The organism is Streptomyces sp. NPDC093097, from assembly GCF_044754325.1.
Taxonomy (GTDB): Bacteria; Actinomycetota; Actinomycetes; order Streptomycetales; family Streptomycetaceae; genus Streptomyces.
The window spans coordinates 193,273-209,324 of record NZ_JBIVOW010000017.1; the positions used below are offsets into that span (position 1 = coordinate 193,273).

The window sequence follows — 16,052 nt, forward strand, 5'->3', positions numbered from 1 at the left end:
CTACCTCGGGCGTGCGCCTCCGGGCGTCCGTGACCTGGCGTATCGTCGGCCCCGATGGCAACTCTCGACCAGTGCCGCGCCGCGCTCGACCGGCTGGCCCACGACCTGTCCTCGGCGGACGGCGAGGTGCGCAGCGCCGCGGCGCTCGACCGCTCCGTCAGCTGCCGCATCACCGATCTCGACACCACCTTCGTCGGCCGGCTGGCCGGCGGCGCCCTGCGGGACGTGACCGCGCTGGACGGACCGCCGCCGCAGAAGGCCGAGATCCGGCTGACCATGACCGGGGACGATCTGCTCGCGCTGGTGGACGGCCGGCTCAACTTCGCCCGTGCCTGGGGCAGCGGCCGGGTGAAGCTGGAGGCCGGCCTGCGCGATCTGCTGCGGCTCAGGACGCTGCTGTAACTGCGGCCGCCGGGACGGGCCTCGCGGGGCGGCGGGCGGCCGGGACGACCAGCGGGGTGCCGGTCTCGGGGTCGTCGATGATCCGGCAGTCGATGCCGAAGACCCGGTGCACCAGCTCGGCGGTGACGATCTCGGCGGGCGCGCCCTCGGCGACCACCTCGCCGTTCTTCATCGCGATCAGGTGGGTGGCGTAGCGGGCCGCCTGGTTGAGGTCGTGCAGCACCGCGACCAGGGTGCGGCCCTGCTCCTCGTGGAGGGTGGCGCACAGGTCCAGGACCTCGATCTGGTGCTGGATGTCGAGGTAGGTGGTCGGCTCGTCGAGGAGGAACAGCGGGGTCTGCTGGGCCAGCGCCATCGCGATCCAGACCCGCTGCCGCTGGCCGCCGGAGAGTTCGTCGACGTACCGGTCGGCGAGCCCGGCCACGCCGGTGGCGGCCATCGACTCCAAGACGATCCGCTCGTCCTTCGCCGACCACTGGCGCAGCAGGCCCTGGTGCGGGTAGCGGCCGCGGGCCACGAGGTCGGCGACGGTGATGCCGTCGGGGGCGACCGAGGACTGCGGCAGCAGGCCGAGGGTCCGGGCGACCTGCTTGGCCGGCAGCGAGGAGATCCGCTCGCCGTCGAGCAGGACCGCGCCGGCGGCCGGCTTGAGCATCCGCGACAGCGCCCGCAGCAGGGTGGACTTGCCGCAGGCGTTGGGGCCGACGATGACGGTGAAGGAGTGGTCCGGGATGGCGACCGAGAGGTGCTCGGCGATGGTCCGCTGGTCGTAGGCGAGGGTGAGGTCCTCGGCCGTGAGACGGCTCATGGGGGCTCCTGGGGGTGGTGGGGGTCGTCGGGTCGCTGGGGGCGCGGGGGCGGGCGGGGCGGGGCCGCTCACGTCGAGGGCGCACCGCCGCGGTGCGCGCCGCGGGCGCGTGGCGCGCACCGTTGCCCGGCGCGCCCGCCCCACTCGTTCACACCCGTCCCGCCTTCCGCTCGGCGACCAGCAGCCACAGCAGATAGCCGCCGCCGAGGACACCGGTCAGCACTCCGACCGGCAGTTGGTCGGCGCCGAAGAGGCGCTGGGCGGCCCAGTCCGCGCCGACCAGCAGGGCGGCGCCCATGAGGGCGGCGGGCAGCAGGTTGGGGCCGGGCGAGCGGGTGGCCCGGCGGGCGAGTTGGGGCGCGGTCAGGGCGACGAAGGCGATCGGGCCGGCCGCCGCGGTACCGGCCGCGACCAGGACGACGGCCGCCAACAGGGCGGTGACGCGGACGCGTTCGGTGCGCACGCCCAGCGCGGCGGCCGCGTCGTCGCCCATCTCCAGCATCCGCAGCGGCCGCGCGTGCAGCAGCACCACCGGGACGAGCACCGCGCAGACCGCGGCCAGCGGCCAGACCTGGCTCCAGTCGCGGCCGCTGAGCGAACCGGTCATCCAGGTGGTGGCCCGGGCCGCGTCGTAGAGGGTGGACTTCGTCAGGAGGTAGAGCACGACGGCGTAGAGCATGGCGGCGGCGCCGATGCCGACGAGGACGAAGCGGTAGCCGTGGATGCCCCGTCGCCAGGCGAGCAGGAAGATGGCCAGGCCCGTCACCACCCCGCCGACGACGGCGCCGGCGGCCACCGCGGTGGTCCCGCCGTGCAGCCACACCAGCACGACGAGCGCGCCGACCGACGAGCCCTGGGAGAGGCCGAGCATGTCCGGACTGCCCAGCGGGTTGCGGGAGACGGTCTGGAAGACCGCCCCGGCGATCCCGAAGGCGGTGCCGACCAGCAGCCCCACCAGCACCCGCGGCAACCGCAGTTCGTGGACGATGAACTCCTGGCCGGCGGTGCCGCCGCCGGTCAGGGTGGCCAGCACCTCCGAGGGCGTCATCGGGTAGTCGCCGGTGCCGATCAGGGCGACCGCGGCGGCCAGCGCGAGGGCCAGCAGCAGGCTTCCGACCAGTACGGCGCGCGGGTCCAGCCGGAGCGAGAGCCCGCCCGCGGTGCGCACCGCGCGGGCCGGGCGCCGGCCGGCCGAAGTCCCGTCGGGCGCCCCGGACTTCCCGGGCTTCACTGTCGCGTCCACTGCTTCCGCCGCCTCTCCTCGCGCGCCTCGTCCGTTCACCGTGGGGCTCACAGTTGGGCCATCCGTCGCCGCCGGACCAGGGCGATGAAGACCGGGCCGCCGATGACGGCGGTGACGATGCCGACCTGGAGTTCGCCGGGCCGGGCCACCACCCGGCCGAGCACGTCGGCGCCGACCAGCAGGACCGGCGCGAGCACCGCCGAGTACGGCAGGATCCAGCGCAGGTCGGGTCCGGTCAGGGCGCGCACCGCGTGCGGCACCATCAGGCCGACGTAGACGATCGGGCCGCAGACCGCGGTCGCGCCGCCGCACAGCAGGGTGACCGCGACCATCGCCAGCACCCGGGTGCGGGTCAGCCTGGCACCCAGCGCCCGCGCCTGGTCGTCGCCGAGCGCGACGGCGTTCAACGGGCGGGCGAGCAGCAGCGCGAGGAGCGCGCCGACCGCGAGATACGGCGCGATCCGCGCCACCGTCGGCATGGTCGCGGACGCCAACGAGCCGACCGTCCAAAAGCGCATCCGGTCCAGCGCCGCGGAGTCCATGAGGTTGACGGCGTTGAGGTAGCCGGTGAGGACGGCGGTCAGCGCGGTGCCGGCCAGCGCGAGCCGGACCGGGGTGGCGCTGCGGGTGCCGCCCAGGACGTAGACCGCGACCGAGACCAGCGCGGCGCCGGCGAAGGCGAACCACACATAGCCGGACAGCGAGGTGACGCCGAGGAAGCTGATGGCGGAGACCACCGCGGCCGAGGCGCCGGCGTTGATGCCGAGCACGCCGGGGTCGGCGAGCGGATTGCGGGTGAGCGCCTGCATGACGGTGCCGGCCAGGCCGAGGGCGGCGCCGGCCAGCAGGCCGAGGAGGGTGCGCGGCAGCCGCACGTCCCGGACGACGACGTCGGTGTCGGAGCCGGAGTACAGGAACACCCCGTGCCACACCTGGTCCAGGGGGATCTGTTTGGCGCCGACGGCGATGCCGAGGACGGCGACGGCGGCGAGGGCGGCGACGGAGGCGGCGAGCCCGACGGCACGGACGGCGGATCGCCGCCGGGGTGCGGTGGGGACCGGCGCCGCGTCGGGGGGACTGTCAGCGGGGGGACTGTCAACCAACACGACAGTTAGGTTAGCCTACCCTCACAAGCAGTCGATCTCCCGGCCCTCCCGGTTCGGCCCACCCGCCATGCCCGTTGGGCACGTGCCCCCGCAGAGAGAAGCACAAAAGCCATGAGAATCCCCCGAAGCGTATCCCCGTCCCGCCGCACCATCCTGGCCACGGGCGGCGTCGTCGGCATCGGCGCGCTGCTCGCCGCCTGCGGGGGGAGCAAGGGGTCCGGGGGCTCGGGCGACGGCGGCGGCAAGGGCGGCCCGTGGTCCTTCACCGACGACCGCAAACAGAAGGTCGCACTCCCCCAAACCCCGCGCCGCATCGTCGCGTTCACCGGCACCGCCGCCGCGCTGCACGACTTCGGCATCGACGACCAGATCGTGGGCGTCTTCGGCCCCACCAAGCTGGCGAACGGCAAGCCCGACCCGCAGGCCGGCGACCTCGACGTCGACAAGGTCACCATCCTCGGCAACGCCTACAACCAGTTCAACGTCGAGAAGTACGCGGGCCTCGCCCCCGATCTGCTGGTCACCAACATGTACGAGCCGGACGCGCTCTGGTTCGTCCCGGACGACAGCAAGGACAAGATCACCAAGCTGGCCAAGTCCGTTGCCCTCACGGCCTCCCGGGTGCCGCTGGACCAGATCATCGGGCGGTACGCGGACCTCGCCGCCGCGCTCGGCGCGGACCTGAAGGCCAAGAAGGTCACCGACGCCAAGGCCCGCTTCGAGAAGGCCGCGGCCCGCCTGCGCAGGGCCGCCGCCGCCCACCCGGTCAAGGTCCTGGCCTGCTCCGGCAGCGCCGACCTCTTCTACGCCTCCAACCCCGGCATCAACGCGGACCTGAAGTACTTCACATCCCTCGGCGTGGACCTGATCGTCCCCGACCACCTCGACAAGGGCGGCTACTTCGAGAGCCTGAGCTGGGAGAACGCCGACAAGTACCGGGCCGACGTCCTGCTGTTGGACAACCGCACCGCCACTCTCCAGCCCAAGGACCTCGCCGCCAAGCCGTCCTGGAACAAGCTGCCCGCCGTCCAGGCCGGCCAGATCACCCCCTGGGCCAGCGAGCCGCGGTTCTCCTACGCCGGCGCCGCGCCCCTCATGGAATCGCTCGCCCAGGCCATCGAGCACGCGAAGAAGGTCAACTGACCTCACCCCGGGCCGACTTCGCCACCGGCCCGCTCCACCCCGCCCCAGCCCGCACCGTCCCGGGAGGTTCCGACATGACCGCGACCGCCGCCCCCACCGCCGCGCCGTTCCGCTTCTTCGACGTCCAGGTCGTCCGCACCCTGCGGCTCGGCCCGTCCATGCTCCGGATCACCTTCACCGGCGAACGGCTGGCGGAGCTGGCGTCCGGCGGCCGGGACCAGCGCTTCAAACTGTTCCTCCCGCAGCCCCACCAGGCCGCGCCGGTCTTCGACGACATGGGGGACGGCTGGTACGCCGCCTGGCGCGGACAGGACCCGGCCGAACGCCCGCTGATGCGCTCGTACACCATCCGCGAACAGCGCCACGACCCGGCCGAGTTCGACGTGGACTTCGCGCTGCACGGCGCCGACGCCCCGGCCTCCCCCGGCGGGGGCCCGGCCAGCCGCTGGGCGCTGCGGGCCCGGCCCGGCGACCGGCTGACCGTGCTCGCGCCGGCCGTCGAGGACAACGGCGGGGTGGACTTCCGGCCGCCGCCCGGCACCGACTGGATCCTGCTGACCGGCGACGAGACCGCACTGCCGGCCATCGCCGGAATCCTGGCCTGGCTCTCCCCGGGCACCGTGGCCAAGGTCTGGATCGAGGTCGGGCACGAAGGCGACCGGCAGCCGCTGCCGAGCTTCGCGGACACCGAGGTCGACTGGCTCGTCCGGGACCACGCGACCCCCCTCCACGGCGAGCCGGCGGTCGACGCGCTGCGCGCCGCCGAGCTGCCCGAGGGCACCCCGTACGCCTGGATCGCCGGCGAGGCCGGCACCGTCAAGGCGGTGCGCCGGCATCTGGTCGGGGAGCGCGGATTCGACCGCCGGGCGGTCAAGTTCACCGGCTACTGGCGGCGCGGGGCCAGCGAGGAGGAGCTGCTCGCGGAGCTGACCGCGGCGGCCACCGCCACCGCCGGCAAGTGAGCAGACGGGCCCCGCCGCTTCCCGCGACGGGGCCAGTTCTGACGCTCCCTCACATACCGAGCAGAGCCAGCGCATTGGCTGTGTCCGCCGGGTAACTCCCCTCGCCCGCCGCGGTCCAGGCCGCCGCGCACAGCGCCCGCAGCCCGTCCAGCGGCTCCCCCGCGCCCGCCAGGGCCAGTCGGCCGTCGGCCGCCTCGGCCCGCCAGCCGCCGCAGCCGAAGCCGGTGCCGTCCGCCGCCACCTCCGGCTGCGGCCGCAGCAGTCCGCGCAGATCGGCGTCCACGTACGTCGGCCGGTGCTCCGGCGGCGCGGCCAGCAGCTCCGCCGGGGTGGTGACGCCGGTGAGCACCAGCAGGGAGTCCACCCCGCCGTTCCAGGCGCCCTCGATGTCGGTGTCCAGCCGGTCGCCGACGACCAGCGGCCGCCGCGCGCCGGTCCGCAGCACCGTCTCCCGGTGCATCGGCGGCTGCGGCTTCCCGGCGACCTGCGGCGCCCCGCCGGCGGCGATCCGCACCACCTCCACCAGCGCGCCGTTGCCGGGCGCGATCCCGCGCTCCTTGGGGATCGTCAGATCGGTGTTGGAGGCAAACCACGGCACCCCGCGCTGCACCGCGTACGCGGCCTCCGCCAGCCGCTCCCAGTCCAGCGACGGGTCGTAGCCCTGGACCACCGCGGCGGGGCCGTCGTCCGCCGAGTCCACCGGCGTAAGCCCGCGCTCGCGCAGCGCCACCCGCAGCCCCTCGCCGCCGATCACCAGCACCCGGGAGCCGGCCGGCACCTGCTCGGAGATCAGCCGGGCCACCGCCTGCGCGGAGGTGATCACGTCCTCGGCGGTGGTCGGCAGACCGAAGCCGGACAGCTGGTCGGCCACCGCCTGCGGCGTACGGGCCGCGTTGTTGGTCACGTACGCCAGGTGCATGCCACCGGCCCGGGCCGCGGTCAGCGACGCCACGGCGTGCTCGATGGCTCGCCCGCCGGCGTAGACCACCCCGTCCAGATCCAGCAGCGCCGTGTCGTACGCCGCGCTCAGCGCCTGCCGGCACCCGTCGGGCCGACCCCGCCCGCTCCCTTCCGCTCGCCCGCGAACCTGCTCGCTCATGCCGTCCTGCTTCCTCGCCCCTCCGTGCCGTACGGAGGGCTCCTCGTGCGCGGTGCGCGGGCGGCGCCCGGCACCACCGGGCCCGCCCGTCCGCCGCCGCGCGGCTCCTGGCTGTCCGTGGCCCAGGTCCGCTCGTCGCACTCCCGTCTGCCGGGCGGTGGCCGGCAGGCGCTCTCGCCGCACCGGGCGAGCGCCCCTGTACTGGACGTACTGGGGCGCTCACCCGGCACACCGAGAGCACGCGCCGGACACCGCCCAGCCCGCCCTTCGGGCGGACGACGAGAGTGTGCCGAGCGGACCTCGCGGCCTCTCCCCCGATCATCCCGCACCGGCGTCCGGGCATAGCATTCTTCAATGACCAGTTCCGACGGCCTCCGCCTCCTCCCGTTCCGCGGCCTGCGCTACGCCCCGGACCGAGTCAGCAGCCTCACCGCGGTCACCTCCCCGCCCTATGACGTCGTGGTCCGCCCGGACGAGGTCCGGGAGTTGGAGACCTCCGACCCCTACAACATCGTCCGGCTGATCCTGCCGCACGCCCCGGATCCGACCACCCGCCACCGCCAGGCCGCCGACACCCTGCGCCGCTGGCGCGAAGAGGGAATCCTCACACCGGACCCGGAGCCCGCGCTGTACGTCTACGAGCAGCGCGGCGGCGACGTCCTCCAGCGCGGCCTGATCGGCGCGCTCCGCCTGGACGGCCCGGTACTGCCCCACGAGGGCGTCATCCCGGAGGTGGTCGCGGACCGGGCCGCCCTGATGGGCGCCGCGGCCGCCAACTTCGAACCGCTGCTGCTGTCGTACCGCAGCGACGGCACCGGCAACGGCGCCGCCGCCGTCATCGAGCGCACCGCCCAGCACGCCCCGCTGCTCGCCACCACCACCGAGGACGGCATCGCCCACCGCCTGTGGGCGGTCACCGACCCCGCCGAGCTGGCCGCCGTCGACGCCGACCTGGCCCACCGCCAGGCACTGATCGCCGACGGCCACCACCGCTGGGCGACCTACCGGCGGCTCTACGAGCAGCGCCCGGACGCCGGTCCCGACTCCCCCTGGGCCTCCGGGCTGGTGCTGCTGGTCGACACCGCCCGCTATCCGCTCCAAGTCCGGGCGATCCACCGGGTGTTGCCGCACCTGCCGCCGGCCAAGGCGCTGGCGGACGTGGCCGGCGCGTTCCGGGCCCGCCGGCTGCCGGGCGAGCTGTCCGCCGCGCTGGAGGCGCTGGAGCAGACACCCGGCGCCGCCTTCGTCCTCGCCGGCGGCCCGGACTCCTTCCACCTCCTGGACCGCCCCGACCCCGGCCTGCTGGACCGGGCGATCCGCGCCGACCGGCCCGAGGCCTGGCGGCAGTTGGACGCGACGGTGCTGCACTCCGTCCTGCTGGACGAGGTCTGGCGCATCCCGGACCACCCCTCGGACATCGGCTATCTGCACCACGCCGAGGCGGCGGTGGCGCAGGCCGCCCGGCACGGCGGATCGGCCGTCCTGATGCGCGCCACCTCCGAGGAGACGGTCCGTCAACTCGCCCAGCAGGGCGTCACGATGCCCCGCAAGTCCACCTCGTTCGGCCCCAAGCCGGCCACCGGCCTGGTCCTGCGCACCCTGGACGACGAAAGGGATTAGACCCGCCCGAAGCGCCCCGACCAGGGCACCCCACACCCACCCGGTGATCCAGTTAGGTTAGGCTTACCTCACTGCGTCACCGGGCGGGTCCCCCTGCCCCTGTGCACGCCCCCGCACCCTGCACAGGACGCGGTCGACCCCGCACCAGGGAGGGCACCCCCATGAGTCTCCTCGCGCACCCGGCCGAGGATCCGGCCGACAGCCGCACCCATCTCCTCAACCACCGCACCGCCGACCGCTACCGCGCCGCGGTCACCGACAGCGTCACGCGCCTGAGCGACCGGTTCGCCACCACCGAACGCCCCTTCACCGGCGTCTCCGTCGACGAACTGGCCCCCGCCGTCGCCGCCGTCGACCTCGACACCCCGCTCCACGACCCGGCCGCCGCCCTCGACGAACTGGAGCGGCTCTACCTCCGCGACGCGGTCTACTTCCACCACCCGCGCTACCTCGCACACCTCAACTGCCCCGTGGTGATCCCCGCCCTCGTCGGCGAGGCGGTGCTCTCCGCCGTCAACTCCTCCCTGGACACCTGGGACCAGAGCGCCGGCGGCACCCTCATCGAGCGCCGCCTGGTCGACTGGACCACCGACCGGATCGGCCTCGGCCCGGCCGCCGACGGCATCTTCACCAGCGGCGGCAGCCAGTCCAACCTCCAGGCCATGCTGCTCGCCCGGGACGAGACCTGCCATCGGGAACTGACCCGCGGCGACGCCGACGACGCCGAGAGCGCCGACGCCCACCGCGCCGCCCTCCTGCCCCGGCTGCGCATCCTCACCTCCGCCGCGAGCCACTTCAGCATCCGCAAGTCCGCCACCCTGCTCGGCCTCGGCACCGACGCCGTCATCGCCGTCCCGACCGACGACAGCAAGCGGATGCGCGCCGACGCGCTCGCCGCCGAACTGGAGCGCTGCCGGCGCGAGGGCCTGATACCCATGGCGATCGTCGCCACCGCCGGCACCACCGACTTCGGCTCCCTCGACCCGCTCCCCGAGATCGCCGACCTCGCCGCCCGCCACGGCGCCTGGATGCACGTGGACGCCGCCTACGGCTGCGGTCTGCTGGTCTCCCGCCGCCGCGCCCTGCTCACCGGCATCGAGCGCGCCGACTCGGTGACCGTCGACTACCACAAGTCCTTCTTCCAACCGGTCAGTTCGAGCGCCGTGCTGGTCCGCGACCGCGCCACGCTCCGGCACGTCACCTACCACGCGGACTACCTCAACCCGCGCCGGATGGTCGAGCAGCGCATCCCCAACCAGGTCGACAAGTCGCTCCAGACCACCCGCCGCTTCGACGCCCTCAAACTCTGGCTGACCCTGCGCACCATGGGCGCCGAGGCCATCGGCGAGCTCTTCGACGAGGTCATCGACCGGGCCGCGGACGCCTGGCGGCTGCTGCACGACGACCCGCGCTTCGAGGTCGTCGTCGAGCCCCGGCTCAGCACCCTGGTCTTCCGCTACCTCCCCGGCGGCACCCAGGACCCCGAGCTGACCGACCGGGTCAATCTGCACGCCAGGGAAGCCCTGTTCGCCTCCGGTGACGCCATCGTCGCCGGCACCACGGTCGACGGCCGGCACTACCTGAAGTTCACCCTACTCAACCCGGAGACCACGCTCGACGACATCGCCGCCGTCCTCGACCTGATCGCCGAGCACGCCGGCCGCCACCTCGCCGAACAGCCCGGCGCCGACCGCCCCGCGCCGGTCCTCAGCGCCCGCTGACCACCCCCCGCCCCGACCCCCTTAGCGGAGAGCCCCCGTGACCGTCCCCCACGAGCCCCCCTACGACTTCCTCGCCATCGGCCTGGGCCCCTTCAACCTGGGTCTCGCCTGCCTGACCGCCCCCCTCGACGAACTCGACGGCCTCTTCCTCGACGACCGGCCGGGCTTCGACTGGCACCCCGGCATGATGCTGGACGGCAGCCACCTCCAGGTGCCCTTCCTGGCCGACCTGGTCACCCTCGCCGACCCCACCTCGCCCTTCTCCTTCCTCAACTACCTGAAGGAATCGGGCCGGATGTACTCCTTCTACATCCGCGAGAGCTTCTATCCGCTGCGCGCCGAGTTCAACGCCTACTGCCGCTGGGCCGCCGGCAAGCTCGACACCGTCCGCTTCTCCCACAAGGTCACCGCCGTCGAGTACGACGAGCGCGCCGAGGTCTACCTCGTCCACGCCGACCACCAGGGCACCCACCGCACCTTCCGGACCCGCAAGCTCGTCCTGGGCACCGGCACCCCGCCGCACCTCCCCGACGCCTGCCGCGACCTGGGCGGCGACGCCCTGCACAACTCCGGCTACCTGGACGCCAAGCCCGCCCTCCAGGCCAAGGACAGCATCACCCTGATCGGCAGCGGCCAGAGCGCCGCGGAGATCTACTACGACCTCCTCCAGGACATCGACACCCACGGCTACGAGCTGACCTGGGCCACCCGCTCCCCCCGCTTCTTCCCCCTCGAATACACCAAGCTCACCCTGGAGATGACCTCCCCGGAGTACGTGGACTACTTCCACGCCCTCCCCACGGCCACCCGCGACCGTCTCAACGCCACCCAGAAGCACCTCTACAAGGGCATCAACTCCGACCTCGTCGACGCGATCTTCGATCTGCTCTACCAGAAGCGCCTGGACGGCCCGGTCCGCACCCGCCTGCTGACCAACTCCAGCCTGCAAGAAGCCCGTTACGACGAGGCCACCGGCACCTACACCCTCGGCCTCCGCCAGGAGGAGCAGGGCCGGGACTTCTCCCTCACCACCGAGGGCCTGGTCCTCGCCACCGGCTACCGCTACCGCGTCCCCGACTTCCTGGAGCCGATCCGCGACCGCATCTCCTGGGACGCCGCCGGCCGCTACGACGTCGCCCGCAACTACAGCATCGACAACGACCGCCGCGAGATCTACGTGCAGAACGCCGAGTTGCACACCCACGGCTTCGTCACCCCCGACCTCGGCATGGCCGCCTACCGCAACTCCTGCCTCATCCGCGAACTGCTCGGCCGCGAGCCCTACCCGGTCGAGAAGGCCATCGCCTTCCAGGAGTTCGCCGCCCCGGCCGGCCCGCACCACCCCACGGAGATCCCCGCATGAGCGAGCGCAGCATCGACACGTACGCGCCGAGCGCAGGCGAGGCCGAGCGAGGCATCGGCATGAGCACCGCCCCCGTCTTCACCCGCACCGACCCCGCCCTCGGGGAGTTCGCCCTGCGGCCCGTCGACCCCACCGGCGACGCCCCCGTCCTGCACACCTGGGTCACCGATCCCAAGGCCGTCTTCTGGCTGATGCAGGACTGCGACCTGCCCGCCGTCGAGAAGGAGTTCGCCCGGATCGACGCCGACCCGCACCACGACGCCTTCCTCGGCCTGCACAACGGCTCCCCGGCCTTCCTCATGGAGCGCTACGACCCCGCCCACCGCGAACTGGTCGGCATCCACGCCGCCGAGCCCGGCGACATCGGCATGCACTTCCTGACCGCCCCCACGGACACCCCGGTCCGCGGCTTCACCCGCGCCGTCCTTACCACCGTCATGGAGATGCTCTTCGCCGACGGGGCCGTCCGGCGCGTGGTCGTCGAACCCGACACCCGCAACACCGCCGTCCACGCCCTCAACAAGGCCGTCGGCTTCGAGATCGTCCGCACCGTCTCGCTGCCCGCCAAGGACGCCTACCTCAGCACCTGCACCCGCGACCAGTTCCTGGCCACCCGAGGAGACCGCTGATGCCCGCCGCCGCCCCCCTGCACACGCCCGCCCAGGACGCCGTCGCCCACCTCACCCCCGACCTGTGGGCACGCGCCAACCGCGCGCTGGTCCGCAAGGCCCTCGCCGAGTTCGCCCACGAACGCCTGCTGACGCCCGAACCGCTGCCGGACGCCGACCGCTACGCCGTGCACAGCGACGACGCCACCACCAGCTACCGCTTCACCGCCCGCAGACGCGCCCTCGACCACTGGCAGATCGACCCCGACAGCATCACCCGCCACCGCGCCGACGCCGAACTCCCCCTGGACGCCCTCGACTTCATCACCGAGTTCCACACCTCGCTCGGCCTGTCCGCGGCCGTCCTGCCGGTCTACCTGGAGGAGATCAGCTCCACCCTCTCCGGCGCCGCGTACAAGCTCGCGGGCAAGGCCCCCACCGCCGCCGAGCTGGCCGGCGCCGGCTTCCAGGCCATCGAGACCGGCATGACCGAGGGCCACCCCTGCTTCGTCGCCAACAACGGCCGCCTCGGCTTCGGCGTCCACGAGTACCACGCCTACGCCCCCGAGGCCGCCGCCCCGCTGGAGCTGATCTGGCTGGCCGCCCACCGCGACCACACCACCTTCACCGCCGGCGCCGGCCTGGACTACGCCACCCTCATCGACGCCGAGCTGCCCGCCGAGACCCGGGCCCGCTTCACCGCCACCCTCACCTCCCTCGGCCTCGACCCCGACGCCTACTACCTCTTCCCCACCCACCCCTGGCAGTGGTGGAACAAGCTCTCCGTCACCTTCGCCGCCGAGGTCGCCCAGCGCCGCCTGGTCTGCCTGGGCCCCGGCGACGACCAGTACCTCGCCCAGCAGTCCATCCGCACCTTCTTCAACACCACCAGCCCCGAGAAGCACTACGTCAAAACGGCCCTCTCGGTCCTCAACATGGGCTTCATGCGCGGCCTCTCCGCCTCCTACATGGAGGCCACCCCCGCCATCAACGACTGGCTGGCCCGCCTGATCGACGCCGACGACACCTTCCGCGCCGCCCGCTTCTCGATCATCCGCGAGCGCGCCGCCGTCGGCTACCACCACCGCCAGTACGAGGCCGCCACCGAGAAGGGCTCCCCGTACCGCAAGATGCTCGCCGCCCTCTGGCGCGAGAGCCCCGTCCCCACCCTCGCACCGGGCCAGCGGCTGGCCACCATGGCCTCCCTCCTCCACACCGACCGCGACGGCGAGTCCTTCGCCGCCGCCCTCATCGCGGAGTCCGGCCTGGCCCCCGAGGTCTGGCTCCGCCGCTACCTCGACGGCTACCTCACCCCGGTCCTGCACTCCTTCTACGCCTACGACCTGGTCTTCATGCCGCACGGCGAGAACGCCATCCTGGTCATCGAGGACGGCGCGGTGGCCCGCGTGATCTTCAAGGACATCGCCGAGGAGATCGCCGTGATGTCCGCCGACGCGGTCCTGCCCCCCACCGTCGAACGCATCCGCGCCGACGTCCCCGAGGACAAGAAGCTGCTCTCCGTCTTCACCGACGTCTTCGACTGCTTCTTCCGCTTCCTCGCCGCCACCCTCGCCGACCGCGGCATCCTGGACGAGGACACCTTCTGGCGCACCGTCGCCGCCTGCATCACCGACTACCAGGCGGCCCACCCGCACCTCGCCGACCGCTTCGCCGAGTACGACATGTTCACCCCCGAGTTCGCCCTCTCCTGCCTCAACCGCCTCCAGCTGCGGAACAACGAGCAGATGGTCGACCTCCAGGACCCGGCCGGCGCCCTCCAGCTCATCGGCACCCTGCACAACCCCATCGCCCCGTACGCCCCCTGACCCACACCACCCCCACAGACAGCAAGAGGGGCGGGCCCACCGGGCCCGCCCCTCTCACTGCTGCACTACGCGCCGGCACCTACACCGGCCGCACCGCTACTCGGCCTTCTCAGGCCCCTTGCCGGACTCCGACTCCCCCGCGGCGTCGTCCTCGTCGGCCTCGTCGGCCTGGTCGGCCTCGTCCTCGGCCATCGCATCGGTGAACTGCACCCCGTCCAGCTCGGCCAGCCGGTCCGAGGCGTCCGTGGTACCGGCCTGGTCGGCCTCCAGCGCCTTGGCGAACCAGTCCCGCGCCTCGCCGTCACGCCCGACCTCCAGCAGCGCGTCCGCGTACGCGTACCGCAGCCGCGCCGTCCACGGGTGCACCGCGTTGGACGCCAGCTCGGGGCTCTGCAACGTCACCACCGCCGCTTCGGCCTGGCCCATGTCCCGCCGGGCCCCGGCCGCGACCAGCCGCATCTCGACCTGCCCGGCCCGGTCCAGCCGCTGCACCTCGGGCTCACCGGCCATCGCCAGCGCCTTCTCCGGCCGCCCGAGCCCCCGCTCGCAGTCGGCCATGACGGGCCACAGCTCCGCGCTGCCGGTCATCCGCCGCGCCGCCCGGAACTCCTTCAGCGCCTCGGCGTACTTCCCGACCGCGTACGCCGCGAAGCCCCCGGCCTCCCGCACCGCCGCGACACGGGACGCCAGCCGCAGCGCCACCCGCGAGTACCCGTACGCCTTCTCAGGGTCCTCATCCAGCAGCCGCGCGACCATCACCAGGTTCTTGGCGACGTCCTCGGCAAGCGTCTTGGGCAGGCTCTGCAGCTCCTGCCGCACCGCCTTGTCGATCTCGTCGCCGGTCACGTCCTCCGGAATCGGCAACCGCTTGATCGGCTCCCGGTCACGGTCCCAGTCCCGACGCTCGTCCCGCCGCGGCCCGTCCCGCCGGTCATCCCTCCGGAAACCCCCACGGTCATCCCGCCGCGGCCCACGGTCGTCCCGCCGGAACCCACCACGCTCACCGCCCCGGTCGTCCCGCCGGAAACCCCCGCGGTCACCGCGGTCGTCCCGACGGTCGTCCCGCCGGAACCCGCCCCGGTCGTCCCGACGCTCGGGCCGGTCGTCCCGCCGGAACCCACCGCGCTCGCCCCCACGCTCATCGCGCCGGAAGCCACCACGCTCCTCGTCCCGCCGGAACCCGCCACGCTCGCCGCCCCGGTCGTCCCGCCGGAATCCACCACGCTCGCCGCCGCGGTCGTCCCTACGGAAGCCACCACGGTCATCCCGCCGCTCGTCACGACGGTCGTCCCGCCGGAAGCCCCCACGGTCACCGCGGTCGTCCCGCCGCTCATCACGCCGGTCATCGCGCTGGAAACCGCCGCGCTCGCCCCCGCGGTCATCCCGACGCGGCCCACGGTCGTCCCGCCGGAAACCGCCCCGGTCGCCGCGGTCACTGCTCCCACCGCGGTCGTCCCGCCGGAACCCACCACGCTCACCGCCGCGGTCGTCCCGCCGGAAACCCCCGCGGTCGCCGCCCCGGTCGTCCCGACGGTCATCCCGCCGGAACCCGCCCCGGTCGTCCCGACGCTCGGGCCGGTCATCCCGACGGAACCCACCGCGCTCGCCCCCACGCTCATCACGCCGGAAGCCACCACGGTCATCCCGCCGCTCGTCACGACGGTCGTCACGACGGAAGCCCCCACGGTCACCGCGGTCGCCGCCCCGGTCGTCCCGACGCTCGGGCCGGTCGTCGCGCCGGAAACCGCCGCGCTCGCCCCCGCGGTCATCCCGACGCGGCCCGCGGTCGTCCCGACGCGGCCCGCGGTCGTCCCGCCGGAAACCGCCGCGGTCACCGCGGTCGTCCCGCCGGTCATCACGCCGGAAACCACCACGGTCACCGCCGTCGCGCCTCGGACGGCGCTCCGAACGATCGTCGGAAGAGTTGGTGGACATCGGCGTGACTCCTGTCTTCGGTACTGCATTCATTCTCACGCACCGATCCCTTCGGCGCGCTCCGGCAAAGCAAAAGGACCCTTGGTCCCAGCTGAACGCTGGGACCAAGGGTCCTTGAAAAATTGTTCGGCGGCGTCCTACTCTCCCACAGGGTCCCCCCTGCAGTACCATCGGCGCTGAAAGGCTTAGCTTCCGGGTTCGGAATGTAACCGGGCG

The 16,052-nt window shown here is 73.4% G+C and carries 14 protein-coding genes and 1 rRNA gene; 8 read left to right on the forward strand and 7 right to left on the reverse strand.

Annotation, left to right across the window (positions count from 1 at the left end):
* The first annotated feature begins 54 nt into the window (after positions 1-54).
* Positions 55-402 (forward strand): sterol-binding protein, encoded by a 348-nt coding sequence (locus tag ACIQE0_RS26770; RefSeq protein ID WP_402336817.1) that lies wholly within the window; start codon positions 55-57, stop codon positions 400-402.
* Here the strand turns inward: ACIQE0_RS26770 and ACIQE0_RS26775 are convergent.
* The 3 genes from ACIQE0_RS26775 to ACIQE0_RS26785 all read right to left on the reverse strand — a co-directional run bounded on the left by ACIQE0_RS26775 (position 386) and on the right by ACIQE0_RS26785 (position 3,559).
* Positions 386-1,210 carry an ABC transporter ATP-binding protein gene (locus ACIQE0_RS26775; protein ID WP_366330778.1) on the reverse strand — a complete coding sequence of 275 codons (825 nt, stop codon included), beginning with the start codon at positions 1,208-1,210 and terminating at the stop codon, positions 386-388. The two genes, ACIQE0_RS26770 and ACIQE0_RS26775, sit on opposite strands and share 17 nt — an antisense overlap.
* A 148-nt stretch (positions 1,211-1,358) precedes the next feature.
* Positions 1,359-2,453: a FecCD family ABC transporter permease gene (locus ACIQE0_RS26780; protein WP_402336820.1), complete on the reverse strand. Its 1,095-nt coding sequence runs from the start codon at positions 2,451-2,453 to the stop codon at positions 1,359-1,361.
* A 47-nt stretch (positions 2,454-2,500) separates the two neighbouring features.
* On the reverse strand, positions 2,501-3,559 hold the full coding sequence (locus tag ACIQE0_RS26785; protein WP_402336823.1) for a FecCD family ABC transporter permease: 1,059 nt from the start codon (positions 3,557-3,559) through the stop codon (positions 2,501-2,503).
* A gap of 111 nt (positions 3,560-3,670) precedes the next feature.
* Between ACIQE0_RS26785 and ACIQE0_RS26790 the strand changes: the two genes are divergently transcribed.
* Together ACIQE0_RS26790 and ACIQE0_RS26795 are read left to right on the forward strand one after the other, a co-directional pair.
* Entirely contained in the window at positions 3,671-4,702 is a 1,032-nt protein-coding gene (locus ACIQE0_RS26790; RefSeq protein WP_366330776.1) for an ABC transporter substrate-binding protein, read from the forward strand.
* A 74-nt stretch (positions 4,703-4,776) separates the two neighbouring features.
* Positions 4,777-5,664: a siderophore-interacting protein gene (locus tag ACIQE0_RS26795; RefSeq protein ID WP_402336826.1), complete on the forward strand. Its 888-nt coding sequence runs from the start codon at positions 4,777-4,779 to the stop codon at positions 5,662-5,664.
* 49 nt (positions 5,665-5,713) lie between these two features.
* Here the strand turns inward: ACIQE0_RS26795 and ACIQE0_RS26800 are convergent, their stop codons facing one another.
* Positions 5,714-6,763, reverse strand: a complete 1,050-nt coding sequence (locus tag ACIQE0_RS26800) for an HAD-IIA family hydrolase (RefSeq protein ID WP_402336829.1) — start codon at positions 6,761-6,763, stop codon at positions 5,714-5,716.
* A gap of 354 nt (positions 6,764-7,117) precedes the next feature.
* Here ACIQE0_RS26800 and ACIQE0_RS26805 point away from each other — a divergent pair, with 354 nt between their 5' ends.
* The 5 genes from ACIQE0_RS26805 to ACIQE0_RS26825 all read left to right on the forward strand — a co-directional run bounded on the left by ACIQE0_RS26805 (position 7,118) and on the right by ACIQE0_RS26825 (position 13,901).
* Entirely contained in the window at positions 7,118-8,383 is a 1,266-nt protein-coding gene (locus ACIQE0_RS26805) for a DUF1015 family protein (protein WP_402336832.1), read from the forward strand.
* 161 nt (positions 8,384-8,544) lie between these two features.
* Positions 8,545-10,104 carry a pyridoxal phosphate-dependent decarboxylase family protein gene (locus ACIQE0_RS26810; protein WP_402336835.1) on the forward strand — a complete coding sequence of 520 codons (1,560 nt, stop codon included), beginning with the start codon at positions 8,545-8,547 and terminating at the stop codon, positions 10,102-10,104.
* Positions 10,105-10,141: 37 nt separating this feature from the next.
* Complete coding sequence (locus ACIQE0_RS26815) at positions 10,142-11,467, forward strand: lysine N(6)-hydroxylase/L-ornithine N(5)-oxygenase family protein (protein WP_402336839.1); 1,326 nt, start codon at positions 10,142-10,144, stop codon at positions 11,465-11,467.
* A gap of 59 nt (positions 11,468-11,526) precedes the next feature.
* Positions 11,527-12,096, forward strand: a complete 570-nt coding sequence (locus tag ACIQE0_RS26820; protein WP_402336863.1) for a GNAT family N-acetyltransferase — start codon at positions 11,527-11,529, stop codon at positions 12,094-12,096.
* Positions 12,096-13,901 carry an IucA/IucC family protein gene (locus ACIQE0_RS26825; RefSeq protein ID WP_402336842.1) on the forward strand — a complete coding sequence of 602 codons (1,806 nt, stop codon included), beginning with the start codon at positions 12,096-12,098 and terminating at the stop codon, positions 13,899-13,901. Before ACIQE0_RS26820 ends, ACIQE0_RS26825 begins: the two co-directional genes overlap by 1 nt.
* A 96-nt stretch (positions 13,902-13,997) precedes the next feature.
* On the opposite strand, the gene ACIQE0_RS26830 is transcribed toward ACIQE0_RS26825, so the two are convergent.
* From ACIQE0_RS26830 to rrf, 3 genes are all read right to left on the reverse strand, one after another.
* Positions 13,998-14,765: a hypothetical protein gene (locus ACIQE0_RS26830; RefSeq protein ID WP_402336845.1), complete on the reverse strand. Its 768-nt coding sequence runs from the start codon at positions 14,763-14,765 to the stop codon at positions 13,998-14,000.
* Positions 14,744-15,781 (reverse strand): beta strand repeat-containing protein, encoded by a 1,038-nt coding sequence (locus tag ACIQE0_RS26835; protein ID WP_402336847.1) that lies wholly within the window; start codon positions 15,779-15,781, stop codon positions 14,744-14,746. The genes ACIQE0_RS26830 and ACIQE0_RS26835 overlap by 22 nt, the downstream gene beginning before the upstream one ends.
* A gap of 179 nt (positions 15,782-15,960) precedes the next feature.
* Positions 15,961-16,052, reverse strand: a 5S ribosomal RNA gene (gene rrf / locus ACIQE0_RS26840); the annotation flags it as partial.